This window comes from Actinomadura sp. NPDC048955 (genome assembly GCF_040649435.1).
Lineage (GTDB): Bacteria > Actinomycetota > Actinomycetes > Streptosporangiales > Streptosporangiaceae > Spirillospora > Spirillospora luteofluorescens.
On the sequence record NZ_JBEZJI010000079.1, the window covers coordinates 1 to 13,896 of the forward strand.

The window sequence follows — 13,896 nt, forward strand, 5'->3', positions numbered from 1 at the left end:
GACACTCGCCTGGGAAACCCCAGCCCAGCGACTCGCTAAGCTCCTGACCAAAGCCAGTTGATCAACCGGTGTTGCGACGACCCCTCGAATGCGCCCGGAGGAGAAGGGCCACTTGTTGAAAGCGCACAATGCAGGACGGCGCGCTTCGGGTGAGAGTTCGGCCCCTTCGACGGAGCCGAGGTTCACGGTCGACCACCGGCTTCACGCCGGGGCCGTGAAAGGGTCGCCGTGTCGGCGTCCCCTCCTTCTTGGTGCTCCTGACGACGGAGTCGCGCAGGCCAGGGGCCTACGGCTCTGTCACCACGCTCGCCAGGTCATCGCGGAGAGCCGCGCGGTGTACTCCACCCAGTCGTACCCGGCCCGGGTGTGCTCCTCCCGGAGGTACTTCAGCGTGACGCACTCCCGCACGTAGCAGCCCACCGGCGTGTACTCCACGACGGTGGTCCGCAGGATGGCGATCCGCCGCACGGTGACCCTCGCCACCAGGTACTTCACCACGGTGACGCGCATCGTGGTGAGGTCCAGCACGGGGATCCACACCGCGTCGTACTCCACCACGATCAGCTTCACCAGGGTGAAGTCGATCTCGGTGAAACCGCTTCCGGCGAAGCCGACCCCGGTGAAGGCGGGCCCGGTGTAGCGAATGGGGGGGAAACCGGCCCCGGGACGGGAGAGCTCGAGGGGGCGGTCGTTGGTCGGGATCATGATGATCACCAGTCCTTCGGAATTTGGTCACGAACTGCACGAGGCAGGGGCCCTGCTGAGCAGGACTTGATCAAGACCGTACGGTGCCGGGGCCGGAAGGCAACCTGAGCCGAAAGCGCGATCTGAGTCACATCGCCTGCACGGCGATCAGAAGCCGTCGGCGGGCGGCCACTGCTGAACGGCGGGAACGGCCACTCGTGGAACGGCCGGAAGAGCGGGCCGGGCCCGCCGGACTCACCGGCATCACGCCCATCGAGCGGTGGCTCCGCATCCGGGAGTGCCGCCGAGTCCGAGGCAAGGCTCATAGCCGGTCCGGGCCTCGGTCACCGAAGCCTGCCTGGACCACGAGGAAAGGCCGGTCGGCGTGTGAGCGCGCCGACCGGCCTTCCGATGGATGGGTCGAGTGCCCGGCAGGCCTAAGCCTGGCCGGGCCGGGTCATTCCTGGCCGTGAGACCGCCGCACGATCAGCTTTCTCGCGGCGATTCGGCCAGCCTTTCGACGAACGCCTTCCTGGCCGTGTCATCTCGCAGTCCGTCGAACTCCGTCCAGACGGTCAGCGCGCTTTCGGCCGAAAGGCCGGCGGCGTCGATGGCGTCGGCGAGCTTGACGCTCACGTCCCAGAGGGCGGTCCGCCAGCAGTACGTGACGGCGAGTTCGCGGAGCCCCGGATGCATGGCGTCCAGGTCTCCGACCATCCAGTCACGAGTGTTCCGCACCATTCGCTCGTGGCCGGGGCGCAGCAGTTCCTGGACGTCTGCGCCCCGCCGTTCGCAACGGGCCACGAACCGCGCGTGATTCCCGATGGCCTCGCGGACGACGCGCAGCACGCCCTCGCGGACCCGAGGATCCGTGTAGCGGGCGGACCGGTGCACCGGGTTGATCCCCCTGGCCGGTGGACGATCACGCATCAGCCCCTGCACGGGGTGACCGTGGGCGTCGATCCGGTCCGGGGTCTGCTTCGGCCCGCCCGTCAGGCCCTCGATCAGCACGAGCGCGTCGTTCGCCCGGAAGGTCAGACCTTCCAGACACGGGTCGTCCGGCAGCACGAGCATGTTCTTGCCGCCGTCGGTGCCGGCCGCGTCGAGGTCGAACACGTACCCCCGGTCGGCGTCCGGGTGCGGGTCGAAGTACGCCGCCGCCCGGAACACGTACAGCCCGCGCACCAAGGTCCCTCTGGCGCGCGCCCAGTAGATCTGTTTCAGGACCGCACGGGTCGTACCGCGCATTCCGTTGTCGAGCAGGATGATGTCCCGCGGGGGGGTCGGGCTCGTCCACGGGCAGGCCGAGCCGTCGCAGGAGGGCCGTCAGGTTCCCGGCCGCGTCGGCGATCTCTTCGGGAGACAGAGCCTTCCACTTGATCCCTCCGAGCATGGCGTCCAGCTCGGGGAAGGTCCTGCCGTGGTTCTGCTTCAGATCCGCCAGCGCGCTCCTGACGATGCCGCGGTTGACGAGGATCTCGATGACGTCCAGGCCCGGTTCGAAGGCGAGGACGATCATGCGGCAGTTCTCGCCGTCGCGGCCGACCGAGGCGATCATCGCTCCGGCCGCGGCCGCGGCCCGAATGTCTCCGAGCATGCGGTGCACGGCCCTCACGTAGAACGGCGCGATCGTCTCCCACGCGGCGTCGTACGCGTCGCGGAGGGCGGACGCCACGGCGTCCCGTTCGGCCCGGGATGCGAACTGGAAAAGCCCCTTGGTGTTCAGGACCGATTCCAGAGAGGCTTCCCGCTCTCTTATGCCTTGTTTGCTCAAGTTAGCCGCCATAGCGACTCACTTCCATTCATGGTTTGGTTTCCTTCACGGCCTTTTACCGCAAGGATCATGCTAGCGCATGCATGTTCGACGTCAAGGAGACGTCACAAATTCGCCCTCAGAATTCAAATCGGTGGATTGGCGTTCGCTCCACACTTCGTAGCCCGAAATCGGGCCACTGCGGCCGCGGCGCGTCCGCCCTGACGCCCCATCCGCGGGCGCGACCGGACCCCGAGGGCCGGATCTGACGGGTCAGGGGCGGTCCAGGCGGGGCTCTCTCGGCTCCAGCATGGGGACGAGGAAGCGGTGGGCCAGGGCGGCCAGTTGGGTTTCGTCGTCCAGGTCGATGATGTGGCTGGGGACCGCGAGGAGGGAGCCGGAGATGCGGACCATCATCTCGGCGACGAAGTCGGTGTCCAGGTCGCTCGACACATTGCCGGCGCGCTGCTCGCGGCGGAGCTGGTCGGCGACGAAGCGGCGGACGGTGGCGAGGGTCCGGCCCCCGTCGCCGGTCAGGGAGGGCAGGAGGAGGTCCGGTTCCGTGGCGATCAGGCCGCCGATCAGCGGGTTGCCCCGGATGGCGCGCAGCGAGCTCACGAAGCCGAGGACCACCCGGTCGGCGGCCGTCTCGGCCTGCTGGATGTCGACGAGGAACCGGTCGAAGTAGCGGCGGAACTCGCGCCGCACCACCTGCTCCACCAGGGCGTCCTTCGTGGCGAAGCGCCGGTAGACGGTGATCCGCGAGACGCCGGCCCGGCGGGCCACGTCGTCCATCGTGGAGCGCTGGATGCCCATCCGGCAGAACTGCGCGTAGGCGGCGTCGAGGACGCGCGAACGGGTCTCGTCGGCCTCGTCCACCTCGTCGACCTGTTCGACGGCCTCGACGTACACGCTCTCCAGCAACGATCCCGAGTCCGACGACGCCATGAGGAACGACAGCACAGGTTCCACGATCCCCTCCCGAGACACAGATTCTGCCCGAATCGTCCATGTACGTCACGAAGGGTCTTGTGACGGACGCCACGGTGTGCTCTCATGAGGCCAGACCCTGATACGCAGAAGCACGATGTGTTTCATCGTACCAGGAGTCGCCGTCGGCCCGAGGAGGGAAAGGCATGGAACAACCCAGCAGGCGCAACGTGCTGATGACGGGCGGGGTGCTCGGGGCGCTCGGGGCGCTGAGCGTCGCGACGCCCGCGCAGGCCCGGCCGCTGTGGACGTGGTCGCCCAAGGGATCGGTCGTGGGCGCGGGCAAGGGCGTCGACCCGCGGTGGGTCTGGGACGAGGAGGCCGACCCGCTGGTCGCCTCGCTGATCGACCGGGGCGACGTCCCCAAGGTCAACATGCTGCTGAAGACCTGGACCAAGAACGGCCAGGCGCTGCCGGCGGGGCTGCCGGCGGATCTGAAGGCGTTCATCGAGAAGGCCCGGCAACTCCCGTCGTGGGCCGACCAGACGAAGCTCGCCACCGCGTACAAGTTCAACCAGAAGCGGGGCACCTACCTCGGCGTCAGCTACGGCTTCGCCAGCGGGATGATGAGCACGGTCATCCCCCACGAGGCGCGCGCGGTCTACTACTCCAAGGGCGGCGCGGACATGAGGGACCGCATCACCAAGACCGCCAAGCTCGGCTACGACATCGGCACCCGCAACGCCTTCCTTCCCGACGGCGAGATGATCGTCACCTGCGTCAAGACGCGGCTGGCGCACGCGGGCGTGCGCCACCTGCTGCCCCAGTCCCCGTACTGGACCAAGGTCGCCGACGAGCAGATCCCGATCAGCCAGGCGGACATGATGGTCACCTGGCACAGCCTGCCCACCACGGTCATGAAGCAGCTCACCAGGTGGAAGGTCCCGATCCCCGCCGACGAGTCCGCCGCGTTCCTGCACTCCTGGCAGCTGACCGCGCACATGCTGGGCATCCTGGACGAGTACATCCCGGGCTCGTGGGACGAGGCGAACTCCCAGGCCGCGCAGGTCCTCGACCCGGTCCTCGCCCCCACCACCGAGGGCGTCAAGCTGGCCGACATCCTGCTCCACCTCGGCGTCACCATCGACGGCGGCATCCTCACCACGCACATCCTCGGCGCGCTCACCCGCTACATGCTGGGCGACGAGATCTGCGGCTGGCTGCAGATCCCGCGCGAGCCGGTGTGGGACCCGGTCTTCGAGGCCTTCTGGCCGACGTTCGTCGCCATCAAGGAGGGCCTGCTAAAGATCACGGACGCTCCCCCCGGCCTGCTGCAGGTCTACTGGGCCTTCGACGAGATCATCCGCCTGGGGACGCTGCTCTTCCTGTCGGGGGGCAACCTCCCGATCAGCATCCAGATCCCCACGGCCAACAACCCGAACTACTGATCGCATCGGTCCCACCCCACGGACTCCCGAAAGGACGCGCGCGCTCCCGCGCCGGAGGCCAGAACCGGGCCCGGAATCCACCGGATTCCGGGCCCGCGGCGTTTCCGGCCGGCGGAGAGGAGCCCGTCCGCGGCCGGTCCGCGAAAGGTAATGGCCGGGAGGCGATGTCGTTACCGGTCGAGGGCTCGTTTCTTGCCGGTCTGGGGAGTGCTTGTGGTGTTTAGTTGGAAATGGCAGGCATTTACATCTGGCACACTGGGGGTGTGACGGATATCGATCCGCTGATCCGGCTCGCGCGTCCAGGCGATGCGTCCACTCTGGTGGAATTGCAGCACATACTGGACAGCGAGACGGAGTTCATGCTCCTGGAGCCCGGCGAGCGGGAACTGGACCTCGAACCGCTGAAGCTGCGGCTGGCCGCCCGCGCCGAGGGGCGCGACCTGTCGTACCTGGTCGTGGCGCTGGAGGGGCCCGCGGCGGTGGGGTACGTCGACGTGTCGGTGCTCCCCTTCGCCAGGGCCCGCCGCACCGGCTACGTGGTGGCCGGGGTGCGTTCCGGCCATGGCGGACGGGGGCTGGGCGGGGCCCTGATGCGGGAGGCGCTGCGAGAGGCGCAGACGCGCGGGATGCGACGTCTGGAACTCACCGTCATGGAGCACAATCGCCGCGCCCTGGCGCTCTATCTGAACTGCGGTTTCCAGGTGGAGGGGCTCCGGCGGGCCGCGCTGGACGTCCAGGGGCATCGGATGAACGAGTACTACATGGGCCTGCTGCTGGACTGAGGCCCGGGGTGGCGAGCGCGCCTCACGTCCAGGCGAGGCGCTCGGCCAGGAGGGTCCGCTGGGCCGGGTTGCCGGCCAGGGCGAGGGCGCGGCGGTCGGCGGTGCGGGCCTCGACGCGGCGGCCGAGGTCGCGCAGCAGTTCGGCGCGGGCGGCGTGAAACAGGTGGTGGCCGTCGAGGGGCTCGGCGAGCGGCACGAGGGCGTCCAGCGCGGCGCCCGGACCCAGGACATAGCGGACGGCGACGGCGCGGTGCAGCCGGACGATCGGCGTGTCCGTCATGCGCAGCAGCATGTCGTACAGGACGAGGATCTGCGTCCAGTCGGTGTCGTCCCAGGTCGGGGCCTCGGCATGGCACGCGACGATGGCGGCCTGGAGCTGGTACGGGCCGGGCCGTCCCATCGCGGCGGCGCGGGCGATCAGGGCGGCGGCCTCCGCGACGGCCTCGCGGTCCCAGGCGCCGCGGTCCTGGTCGCGCAGCGGGACGAGGTGGCCGCCGCCGTCGAAGCGGGCACCGGCGCGGGCCTGGTGGAGGCGGATGAGGGCGAGCAGGCCGAGCGCCTCGGGCTCGCGCGGCATCAGCCAGGCGAGGCTCGCGGCCAGCCATTCGGCGTCGCCGGCGAGGTCGCGGGCGTGCGGACGGTCGCCGCCGCTGGTCAGGTACCCCTCGTTGAACAGCAGGTACACGACGGCGAGGACCTGCCTCACCCGCACGTCGAGTTCGGCGTCCGCCGGGATACGGTACGGGATCCGCGCGTCGGTGATCTTGCGCTTGGCGCGGGTGACGCGCCGCGCGACCGTCGCCTCGGGGACGAGGAAGGCGGCGGCGATCTGCCCCGTGGTCAGCCCGCACACGGTGCGCAGGGTGAGCGCGACCTGCGCCGGCACGGGCAGCGCGGGATGGCAGCAGGTGAAGATCAGTCTGAGCCGGTCGCCGGGGTCGGCGGGCACCGGCCACTGGAGCAGGGCGAGCTTGTCGCGGTAGTTGGCCTGCCGGCGCAGCAGATCGATGCCCCGGCGCCGCGCGGTGGTGAGGAGCCAGGCGTCCGGATGGTCGGGAACGCCCTCTTCGGGCCAGCGTCTCAGCGCGGTCTCGACGGCGTCCTGCATGACGTCCTCGGCGGCGGCGAAGTCGCCGAGCGTCCGGACGAGGGACGCCGTGAGCCGGCCCGCGTGCTCTCGCACCACGCGGGCCAGCTCGGCGTGGGCCTCCTCCGTCACGTGAGCGGGCGGATCTCGACGACCGGGCAGGCGGGCCAGGCGCGGGCCAGGGCGAGGGCCTCGTCGAGGTCGGCGACCTCGACCTCGGCGTAGCCGCTCACGACCTCCTTGCCCTCGACGAAGGGACCATCGGTGATCAGCGGGTCCGGGGCGTCCAGGCGCAGGGTGGTCGCCGTGTGCGCCGGCTTCAGATGCGCGTGGTGGGTGATCTGGGTGGAATACCGGGCGAACCACTCGGAAACCCGTTCGTACGCCGCCTGCCGCTCATCGTCGGCCATGGCGGCCAGCTCCCTGGCGTACTCCTCGGTCTCGACGAACATGAGAACGTATTTCACGTGCGCCACCTCCTCGGTTCCGGCCGGCCGTTCAGTTCGCGGGCAGGGTCGCGTACGGGTCGGGCATCAGGCGCGGCCTGCCGGGCAGGTCGCAGTTCGCGTGGCCGGGGTGGGCGGCGTCGATGCCGGAAACCACGATCTCCATGGCGTACTCCTCCGTGATCGCTGGGGGCTTCACCTCCTAGACGATCGGCGGGCCGCCGGATGCGACACGTCCGCCGGGTCAGGGTTTGCGGGCCAGGCCGCAGGCGGCGTCAACCGTTTCCGGCATGCCGAACGGCACGGCCTCGGGGCGCCAGCGGGACGTGGAGACGACCCCCGGCTCCAGCAGTTCGAGGCCGGCGAAGAATTCGGCGATCTGTTCGGGAGTGCGGACGACGTAGGGCGTCGAGCCCTGCTCGACGGCGATCCGGATGGCCTCTTCGCGGCCCTTCTGGTCGACGACCCCCGTGCCGTCGTTGAACGCCATGAAGCTTCCCGGGACGAGGGCGTCCAGGAGCCGCCGGACGATGGCATGCGCCTCGCCGTCGTCGACGACGTTGCCCATGATGCCGAACAGGATGAGGCCGATCGGCCGGTCGAAGTCGAGGGTGCGGGCGGCCTCGGCCAGGATCCGGCCGGGGTCGCGGACGTCGCACTCGATGTAGTCCGTCCTGCCTTCGGGGCGCCCGGTCAGCAGCGCCCGCGCGTGGACGAGGACCAGCGGATCATTGTCCACGTAGACGACGCGCGACTCGGGGGCGGCGCGCTGGGCGACCTCGTGGGTGTTGTCGTGCGTGGGCAGCCCCGTCCCGATGTCGAGGAACTGCCGGACGCCCTCCCGCTCGGCGAGATGGCGGACCATGCGGCCCAGCGTCACGCGGGAGTGGCGGGCGACGTCGCCGACGCTGGGGAACGCCGCGGCGACCTGCTCGCCGACCTGCCGGTCGATCTCGTAGTAGTCCTTGCCGCCGATCCAGTAGTTCCACATGCGGGCCGGATGCGGGCGCGAGGTGTCGATCTCGGGGGGTCGCTGTGCGGACATGGCGCTCATCGTCGCCGCGCGGATGCCGCCCCGCAAGGCACAATCGGAGGGTGGCGAAGCGATGTCCCTGCGGGGTCGGCTCCCGGTACCGGGACTGTTGCGGGCCGTTGCACCGGGGTGAGGAGGCGGCCGCGACGGCCGTCCAGTTGATGCGGTCGAGGTTCAGCGCGTTCGCGGTGGAGGACGAGGCGTACCTGCTCGCGACCTGGCATCCGGCGACCCGGCCGGAGCGGATCGGGTTCGGGGACGGGACGCGCTGGACGCGGCTGGAGATCGTCCGCACCGAGGGCGGCGGGCCGGACGACGACCGGGGCCTCGTGGAGTTCCGCGCCCATTACCTGACGGGAACGGAGCCCGGGGAAATGCACGAGGTCAGCCGGTTCGTGCGGCATGACGGTGCCTGGGTCTACGTCCGCGGCAAAGTGAGCTGACTCTCCGCCGTACGGGCGAGCGGCATCGTCCGTACGGGGGAAGAACAGCCGGGCGGGCGCTGAGAACGTGTGGAGAGCGGGCAAGGGATACCCGCGGAAAAGAGGAATCCACATGTCACGGAAAAGGCGTGCCGCGGTCGCCGGAATGGCCGTTCTCTGCGCGGCCGGAGCGGTCGGCACCGGCAGCGCGATGGCGCAGGACAAGGCGCCGCTCCCGAAGGAGTCCCACGTCACCGGGGACGCATGGGTGAAGTACCCGGGCGACCCCCAGTACCCGTACCGGCGGTTCATCGTGGACGCCCACGGGGGCCCGTGGAAGTTCGTCGACGGCAAGATGGTCATGGGCGCCGCGCGCGGAACGGTGAAGTTCGACCACTACTCGCCGGACGAGCCCGGCGGGCCGTCCAAGCACCACTGGGGCTGGATCAAGGTCGACTACGTGATGGCGTCCGGGCCGGTCGCCGTCGTGTCGGGAATCCGGCAGGACGACGAGCACGGGATCCCGGCGAACCAGAAGCGCGCGAACCTGACGTTCTACCAGTCGCCGCGCGGCCACAAGTTCGACCGGATGGGCTTCTCCTGGGGCGTCGTCTTCCCGCAGTGCCAGCAGATGGGTTCAGGGCCCGCACCGTTCAGCACCAACAGTTCCGGTCCTTTCGGGAAATGGCTGAAGGGGTACACGGTGAAGGACGCGCCTCTGCAGATCCCGACCGGTGACTTCCAGCCGCCGGACAACCCCGCCGACTGCTCGTTCGCCGACGAGTAGGCTCCCCGTACGTGGACGACCTGGACTGGGAGACCAACCGCCCGGCGGTGTTCGGCGCCGCGTACCGGCTGCTCGGCAGCGTGGCCGAGGCGGAGGACGTCGTCCAGGACGTCTGGCTCCGCGCCTCCGGCGCCGACCGGTCGGGCGTCCGCGACCAGCGCGCGTGGCTCGTGACGATCGCGGCCCGGCTCGCGTACAACGTGCTGAAGTCGGCGCGGGTGCGCCGCGAGGAGTACCCCGGGCCGTGGCTGCCCGAACCCCTTCTGACCGGCCCGGACGTCGCCGACCGGGTGATCGTGGACGACTCGGTCAGCACCGCGATGCTGCTGGTGATGGAGGAGCTGTCGCCGGCAGAGCGGGTCGCGTTCGTCCTGCACGACGTGTTCGACGTCCCGTTCGCCCAGGTCGCGGGGGTGCTCGGGGGTTCGGCGGCGGCGGCGCGCAAGCTCGCGTCCCGGGCCCGCGGGCGGGTGGCGGACGCCCGCGAGGCCCGGCCGAGGGCGAGCCGCGCGGAACGGGAGCGGGTCCTCATCGCGTTCCGCGCGGCCGCCGAGGGCGGCGACATCGACCGCCTCGTCCGGCTCCTCCACCCCGACGCCGTCTACGTCGCCGACGGCGGAGGCAGGGCCGTCGCGTCCCGCCGTCCGATCACCGGCGCGGACCGGATCGCCCGCCTCCTGGCGGGCGTCGCCGCCCGGTCCCGGACCGGCCGCGTCGCCCTCGTCGAGGTGGGCGGCGAACTCGCCCTGGAGACCCGCCGGGACGGCCGCGTCGTCTGGGTCGACACGCTGGAGATCGCCGACGGTCGCGTGACGGCCTTCCACCGGATCGCGAACCCGGACAAGCTGCGCCATCTGTAGCCCGCGCGGTCACATGTGCGGGCGCTGCCTTGTCTCCCTGGCGCGTATCGAGACGAGGAGACGGACATGGCGCACATAGTGATCGTCGGTGGAGGTTTCGCCGGGGTGTGGAGCGCGGCGGCGGCCGCACGGGTCCGCGGGACGCGGGACCTGCGGATCACGCTGATCGCACCCGGTGACGATCTCGTCCTGCGGCCCCGGCTGTACGAGCCGGAGCCCGAGCGGGCGACGGTCGCGTTGAAGCGGATCCTGGAGCCGGTCGGCGTCGAGCACATGCGCGCGGCCGTCCAGGACATCGACGTGGACGAGCGGACCGTCACCGCGGACGGGCGGAAGGTCGGGTACGACCGGCTCGTCCTTGCCGCGGGGAGCCGTCTCGTCCGGCCGGAGATTCCGGGCGCGGAGCGAATGTTCGACGTGGACACCCTCCCGGGCGCCCTGCGGCTGCGCGGCCACCTGCGCGGCCGCGACGGCACGACGGTCGTGGTCGGCGCGGGCTTCGCCGGGCTGGAGATCGCCGCGGAGCTGGCCGGGCGCGGGCGGGTCGTGCTGGTCGAGAGGGCCGAGGAGATCGCCCCCGACCTCGGTCCCGGCCCGCGGCCGGTGATCGAGGTGGCGCTGGAGAGGCTGGGCGTCGAGTGCCGCCTCGGCACGACGGTCACGGAGGTCACCGAGGGCGGCGCGATGCTGGCCACGGCACCGCGATCCCGGCGGACGCCGTCGTGTGGACGGCGGGCCTGGAAGCGAACCCGCTCACGTCCCAGATCCCCGGGGAGCGCGACCACCTGGGCCGCCTGAAGGTCGACGCGCACCTGCGCGCCCACGACGCCGTCTTCGCGGCGGGGGACGTCGCCGCCGCCCGCGCCGAGGAGGGGCGCCTGACGATGCAGAGCTGCCAGCACGCGACCCCGATGGGCAAGACGGCCGGGCACAACGCCGCGGCCGACCTCCTCGGCGTCCCGCTGATCGACTTCACCCCGGCCCCCTACGTCACCGACGTCGACCTCGGCGCGGCCGGCGCCGTCTACACGCGCGGCTGGGACCGTCTCGTCGCGCTGCACGGCGCGGAGGGCAAGTGGGTCAAGCGCTGGATCATGGACAAGATCCACCCGCCGGTGGACGACGCCGGGACGATCCTCACCCACGCGGGCATGGTCACGACGCCGATCCCGTTCTGAGCCGCCGCCCGCAGCGGGCCAGCAGCACCAGCAGCAGGGCGGGCGCGACGAGCACGGCGGCGCGCAGGGTGGTCAGGTCGGCGAGCGTCCCGAGCACGAGCGGGGCGACGCCGATCGCCACCCCGGACGCGAGCGCGCACCGCGCCGCGGCCCACGCCGGCTCGGACGGCCGCGCCGCGAGCGCCTGCCCAAGGATCACCGGATACAGCAGCGCCACCCCGAGCCCGGTCACCACGAGCCCGGCGACCGCGACCGGCGCGGGCGACGCCCACAGCACCGCGAACCCCCCGATCCCGACGGCCGCCGCGAGGGCGAGCAGCCGGTCCGGCCGCCCTCCGCGCCGCACGACCGGCCCCGCCGCCGCCCGCCCGACGGCCATCCCGAGCACGAACCCCGCCGACAACGTCGCCGCACCCCCCGCCCCCAGCCCCTTGACACTCCCAAGGAAGTCCGCCGCCCAGAAGACCAGACAGAACTCCACCCCCACCGCCAACACAAGATCCCCCCACCGCCCCCAGAACCCCACCCCACCACCGGCCTCCACACCAACCGCCCCGGGAGCAGCACCGGCGGGAGCGGCGGCGCTGGGAGCGGCACCGGTCGGAGCGGCACCGGTGGGAGGGGCGGCGGTGGGAGGGGCGGCGGTGGGAGGGGTGGGGGTCTGGGTGGGTTGGGCGGGGCGGCGGGGTGGGCGGGTGAGGAAGATGAGGAGGATGGCGGCTGCCAGGAGGGGTGGGGTGGTGAAGGCGGGGCGCCAGCCGAGGCCGTGGGCCAGGGCGGCGCCGATGAGGATCGGGGAAAGGACGGACGCGGCGCTGGAGACCGCGTTGGCCTCTCCGATTTGGATCGTTCCATCTCCCCGGTGTGCGGCACGCAGGGCCGCCGGGACGAGTTGGACGAGGCCCGCTCCGCCGAGGCCGAGGACCAGGGCGCCGGCGGCCGTTCCGAGGCGTCCGCCTGCGGCGGCCAGGAGGGCGGCGCCGCCGACGAGGGCGGTCAGGGCCGCCGGGATCGCGTAGCGCCCGAGCCGGGCCGCCAGGCGGTGCCCGACCAGACCGACGATCACCAGCCCGAGGGCGAAGGCGGACGGGTAGAGGGCGGCCTCCGCGCGGGGCAGGCCGCGTTCCTCCCGCAGTTGGGGCAGGATCGCGCCGAGCGCGGTGAGCAGGTAGCCGAGGCATCCGAAGGCGGCGTAGAGGCCGAGTGTCTCCCCTGTCCGCCCGGTGTCCGGGCCCGTGTCGGCGGACTTCATCGCGCCTCCCCTATTAAACTCGTAGGGCGAGGATAAGCCGGGCACGCCAGGATGTCACCCATGGAGCCGATGACCGCGCACTCCGCGCGCGCCCTGCGCAGCCAGGGGGCGCTGGCCGTGCTCCGCCACGTCCACGCGCACCCGTCCGCGAAACGCGCGGACGCGGCGCGGGCGCTGGGGATGAGCAGCGGGTCCGCCACCGAGATCACGAGCCGGTTGAAGGCGTCCCGGCTGATCGACGAGGAGGCCGCCGCCCTGACCGGCGGGCGCGGCCGCCCCTCCCCGGCACTCGTGCCCCACAGGGACGGCCCGCTGGTGTGCGTCGTGGACATCAGCCACGAGCGGTGGCGTGTGGCCTGCGTCGAGCTGGGCGGTCGCGTCGTCACGCAGGAGGCCGGCGGCCACTCCGGCACCCCGGACGTCCTCGGGACGCTCGGCCGCCGCGTGTCGGCCCTGCACGCCCGCTACGGCCACCGGCTCCGCGCCGTGTCCGCCTGCGTCGCGGGAACGGTCAGCGCGACCACGGTGGTCCAGGCGTCGGGCATGGGCTGGCACGACGTGGACCTCGGCCCGCTCCGGCCGCCCGGCATCCCGCTGCTCGTCGGCAACGACGCCTCGCTCGCCGGGCTGGCGGAGGCGAGACGCGGGGCGGGCGCGGGAACGCGGGTCGTGCTGCACCTGACGGTCGAGGTGGGGGTGGGCGGCATCCTCGTCGTGGACGGCCGGCCGGTGGACGGCGCCACGGGCGCGGGCGGCGAGTTCGGCCACATGCCGTTCGGCGACCCGTCGCTGCACTGTCCCTGCGGCGCCCGCGGCTGCTGGGACCTGGAGGTCGACGGCCGCGCCATGGCCCGCGCGCTCGGCCGTCCCGCACCCCGCGACCCGCGCACGGCGGCCGGGCACGTGATCGCCGCCGCCGCCTCCGACCCGGCGGCCCGCTCGGCCGCCGGCGCCGCCGCGCACGCGCTGGGACGGGGCATCGGCGCTCTCGCCAACGCCCTCGACCCCGGCGTCGTCACGCTCTCCGGCCTGGCCACCGACCTGGCGGCGACGGCGCCCGCGGCCCTCGAAACCGGCTACACGGCCGCCCTGATGCGCTACCGCCGTGCGGCACCGCCGCCCATCCTGCCCTCGACGCTCGGCCCGCAGGGCCCCCTGACCGGCGCCGCGGACGCCGCCTTCGACCTCCTCCTGACCGAAGAGGGCCTAGCCGCCTGGACCCGCACCTGACCCC

Annotated in this window: 15 protein-coding genes; 8 read left to right on the forward strand and 7 right to left on the reverse strand. The window is 72.0% G+C overall.

What is annotated here, in order from left to right:
• Positions 1-297: 297 nt before the first annotated feature.
• From AB0C84_RS41065 to AB0C84_RS41075, 3 genes are all read right to left on the reverse strand, one after another.
• Positions 298-714: a hypothetical protein gene (locus tag AB0C84_RS41065; RefSeq protein WP_361076991.1), complete on the reverse strand. Its 417-nt coding sequence runs from the start codon at positions 712-714 to the stop codon at positions 298-300.
• A gap of 456 nt (positions 715-1,170) precedes the next feature.
• A complete protein-coding gene (locus tag AB0C84_RS41070; protein ID WP_361076994.1) occupies positions 1,171-1,869 on the reverse strand; it encodes a hypothetical protein in 699 nt (232 codons plus the stop codon).
• 841 nt (positions 1,870-2,710) lie between these two features.
• Complete coding sequence (locus AB0C84_RS41075; RefSeq protein WP_361076997.1) at positions 2,711-3,409, reverse strand: TetR/AcrR family transcriptional regulator; 699 nt, start codon at positions 3,407-3,409, stop codon at positions 2,711-2,713.
• Between the two features lie 164 nt (positions 3,410-3,573).
• Between AB0C84_RS41075 and AB0C84_RS41080 the strand changes: the two genes are divergently transcribed.
• Together AB0C84_RS41080 and AB0C84_RS41085 are read left to right on the forward strand one after the other, a co-directional pair.
• On the forward strand, positions 3,574-4,815 hold the full coding sequence (locus AB0C84_RS41080; RefSeq protein WP_179844116.1) for an oxygenase MpaB family protein: 1,242 nt from the start codon (positions 3,574-3,576) through the stop codon (positions 4,813-4,815).
• 263 nt (positions 4,816-5,078) lie between these two features.
• Entirely contained in the window at positions 5,079-5,597 is a 519-nt protein-coding gene (locus AB0C84_RS41085) for a GNAT family N-acetyltransferase (protein WP_361077000.1), read from the forward strand.
• Between the two features lie 22 nt (positions 5,598-5,619).
• Here the strand turns inward: AB0C84_RS41085 and AB0C84_RS41090 are convergent, their stop codons facing one another.
• From AB0C84_RS41090 to AB0C84_RS41100, 3 genes are all read right to left on the reverse strand, one after another.
• On the reverse strand, positions 5,620-6,816 hold the full coding sequence (locus AB0C84_RS41090; protein WP_361077003.1) for a DUF6596 domain-containing protein: 1,197 nt from the start codon (positions 6,814-6,816) through the stop codon (positions 5,620-5,622).
• Positions 6,813-7,151 carry a YciI family protein gene (locus AB0C84_RS41095; RefSeq protein ID WP_361077006.1) on the reverse strand — a complete coding sequence of 113 codons (339 nt, stop codon included), beginning with the start codon at positions 7,149-7,151 and terminating at the stop codon, positions 6,813-6,815. Before AB0C84_RS41095 ends, AB0C84_RS41090 begins: the two co-directional genes overlap by 4 nt.
• 223 nt (positions 7,152-7,374) lie before the next feature.
• On the reverse strand, positions 7,375-8,175 hold the full coding sequence (locus AB0C84_RS41100; protein WP_338739860.1) for an SAM-dependent methyltransferase: 801 nt from the start codon (positions 8,173-8,175) through the stop codon (positions 7,375-7,377).
• A 107-nt stretch (positions 8,176-8,282) separates the two neighbouring features.
• Between AB0C84_RS41100 and AB0C84_RS41105 the strand changes: the two genes are divergently transcribed.
• The 5 genes from AB0C84_RS41105 to AB0C84_RS41125 all read left to right on the forward strand — a co-directional run bounded on the left by AB0C84_RS41105 (position 8,283) and on the right by AB0C84_RS41125 (position 11,410).
• Complete coding sequence (locus AB0C84_RS41105) at positions 8,283-8,606, forward strand: YchJ family metal-binding protein (RefSeq protein WP_361077008.1); 324 nt, start codon at positions 8,283-8,285, stop codon at positions 8,604-8,606.
• A gap of 112 nt (positions 8,607-8,718) precedes the next feature.
• Positions 8,719-9,372: a hypothetical protein gene (locus AB0C84_RS41110; protein ID WP_361077011.1), complete on the forward strand. Its 654-nt coding sequence runs from the start codon at positions 8,719-8,721 to the stop codon at positions 9,370-9,372.
• 11 nt (positions 9,373-9,383) lie between these two features.
• Positions 9,384-10,232 carry an RNA polymerase sigma factor SigJ gene (gene sigJ, locus AB0C84_RS41115; protein ID WP_361077014.1) on the forward strand — a complete coding sequence of 283 codons (849 nt, stop codon included), beginning with the start codon at positions 9,384-9,386 and terminating at the stop codon, positions 10,230-10,232.
• 66 nt (positions 10,233-10,298) lie between these two features.
• On the forward strand, positions 10,299-11,030 hold the full coding sequence (locus AB0C84_RS41120; RefSeq protein ID WP_361077017.1) for an FAD-dependent oxidoreductase: 732 nt from the start codon (positions 10,299-10,301) through the stop codon (positions 11,028-11,030).
• Positions 10,955-11,410: a hypothetical protein gene (locus AB0C84_RS41125; protein ID WP_361077020.1), complete on the forward strand. Its 456-nt coding sequence runs from the start codon at positions 10,955-10,957 to the stop codon at positions 11,408-11,410. Before AB0C84_RS41120 ends, AB0C84_RS41125 begins: the two co-directional genes overlap by 76 nt.
• Here AB0C84_RS41125 and AB0C84_RS41130 read toward each other — a convergent pair.
• Positions 11,388-12,662, reverse strand: a complete 1,275-nt coding sequence (locus AB0C84_RS41130; protein WP_361077023.1) for an MFS transporter — start codon at positions 12,660-12,662, stop codon at positions 11,388-11,390. The two genes, AB0C84_RS41125 and AB0C84_RS41130, sit on opposite strands and share 23 nt — an antisense overlap.
• Positions 12,663-12,722: 60 nt before the next feature.
• On the opposite strand from AB0C84_RS41130, the gene AB0C84_RS41135 reads away from it, so the two are divergent.
• Positions 12,723-13,892, forward strand: coding sequence for an ROK family protein (locus AB0C84_RS41135; RefSeq protein WP_361077026.1), 1,170 nt, complete (start codon positions 12,723-12,725; stop codon positions 13,890-13,892).
• The last annotated feature ends 4 nt before the right edge of the window (positions 13,893-13,896 follow it).

Coding starts and splice junctions, on each gene's coding strand:
- AB0C84_RS41080 (WP_179844116.1), top strand. CDS start 3,574: ATGGAACAACCCAGCAGGCGCAACGTGCTGATGACGGGCGGGGTGCTC.
- AB0C84_RS41100 (WP_338739860.1), bottom strand. CDS start 8,175: ATGTCCGCACAGCGACCCCCCGAGATCGACACCTCGCGCCCGCATCCG.
- AB0C84_RS41110 (WP_361077011.1), top strand. CDS start 8,719: ATGTCACGGAAAAGGCGTGCCGCGGTCGCCGGAATGGCCGTTCTCTGC.
- AB0C84_RS41120 (WP_361077017.1), top strand. CDS start 10,299: ATGGCGCACATAGTGATCGTCGGTGGAGGTTTCGCCGGGGTGTGGAGC.
- AB0C84_RS41130 (WP_361077023.1), bottom strand. CDS start 12,662: ATGAAGTCCGCCGACACGGGCCCGGACACCGGGCGGACAGGGGAGACA.
- AB0C84_RS41135 (WP_361077026.1), top strand. CDS start 12,723: ATGGAGCCGATGACCGCGCACTCCGCGCGCGCCCTGCGCAGCCAGGGG.